Raw genomic sequence first — 1442 nt, forward strand, 5'->3', positions numbered from 1 at the left:
AAGGGCACGGTCCTGCGCACCGGCGACGGCGGCCGCAGCTGGCAGGACGTGTCGCCGCCCGGCGCGGTCGCGGACGGGCTGGAACTGCGCGACATCGAGGCCTTCGACGCACGGCGGGCCGTGGCCCTGTCCATCGGGGAGGGCGCGGCCTCGCGGATCCTGCGGACCGAGGACGGCGGCGCGACCTGGACCGAGGCCTTCCGCAACCCCGACCCGCGGGCCTTCTACGACTGCCTGACCTTCTTCGACTCCCGGCACGGGCTGGCGGTGAGCGACCCGGTGGACGGGAAGTTCCGCGTCCTGGCCACCGACGACGGCGGGCGCGCCTGGCGGGTGCTGCCGGACGCCGGGATGCCGGCGGCGCTGCCCGGAGAGGCCGGCTTCGCCGCGAGCGGGCAGTGCCTGGTGGCGTCCGGGCCGCGCGACGTCTGGCTGGCCACCGGGGGCGGGGCGGCCGCGCGCGTGCTGCACTCCGCCGACCGGGGGCTGACCTGGCGGGCCGCCGACTCCACCGTCCCCGGCGGGGATCCGGCGCGCGGGGTCTTCGCCCTGGCCTTCCGCGACCGTACGACGGGACTCGCGGTCGGCGGCGACTACCGCACGGGCCGGCCCTCGCCCCTGGCGGCGGCCCGCTCCACCGACGCCGGCCGCAACTGGACCCAGGCGGCCACCCCGCCGCCCGCGTACCGCTCCGGCGCGGCCTGGTACCCGTACGGGCGCACGGTGGCCCTGGCGGTGGGGCCGACGGGCACGGACGTCACGACGGACGCGGGGCGCACCTGGCGGGCGCTGGACGGGGGCTCGTTCGACACCGTCGCCTGCGCGGGTGACGGAGGCTGCTGGGCGGCGGGCGAAAAGGGCCGCGCGGCCCGCCTGGAGCGACACGGCTGACCGGGCGGTGTCCGCCCCCGGACCTGCCCCCCGGCGCCTCGGACACCGGCGGGGCTGGACTCCGCAGCGGCGCCGGCCGCGCTCGCGGCTACGACGGGAGGGACTCGCGGACCTCCGCCAGGCCGGCGGAGGTCTTCGTGGCGATGAACTCCGTGATCCGGTACTCGCACACCCCCGCCACCGAGAACGGATCCTCGGCCGCGATCTTCTCGATCTCCGCCCGCGAGACCCCGCGGGCCAGGATGACCCCGCCCTCGCGCGGAACCTTGCGCCCCGAGGCGAGGAAGACGCCGGACGCGTAGTACCCGTCGAGCCAGGCGATGTGCGCGTCCAACTCCTCCTCGACGTCCTCGATGGGCGCGGTGTACATGAGCTCCATGACGAACATGATCGCCAGGCTACCCTCGCACCCCATGACACACGTGAAGACCCCCGCCGACGAGACCGAGGCCCGGGCGATACAGGACGAACTCCGCAAGAGCGTCGTGCTCGACGAGCCGGGCCCCGCCCCCGGCAGCGGGCTGGTCGCCGGGGTCGACGTGGCCTACGAC

2 protein-coding genes and 1 pseudogene are annotated in these 1442 nt (G+C 76.5%); 2 read left to right on the forward strand and 1 reads right to left on the reverse strand.

The window, feature by feature from the left end; translation table 11 throughout:
• On the forward strand, nt 1-891 hold an 891-nt coding region (locus tag VR44_RS12930; RefSeq protein WP_045947608.1), incomplete at its 5' end, for a WD40/YVTN/BNR-like repeat-containing protein.
• Between the two features lie 88 nt (nt 892-979).
• Here VR44_RS12930 and VR44_RS12935 read toward each other — a convergent pair.
• Nucleotides 980-1279, reverse strand: a complete 300-nt coding sequence (locus VR44_RS12935) for a YciI family protein (protein WP_045947609.1) — start codon at nt 1277-1279, stop codon at nt 980-982.
• Nucleotides 1280-1304: 25 nt separating this feature from the next.
• On the opposite strand from VR44_RS12935, the pseudogene VR44_RS47095 reads away from it, so the two are divergent.
• Nucleotides 1305-1442 (forward strand): annotated as a pseudogene (locus VR44_RS47095) (endonuclease V); the annotation flags it as partial.

The organism is Streptomyces katrae (assembly GCF_000966975.1).
Taxonomy (GTDB): Bacteria; Actinomycetota; Actinomycetes; order Streptomycetales; family Streptomycetaceae; genus Streptomyces; species Streptomyces katrae.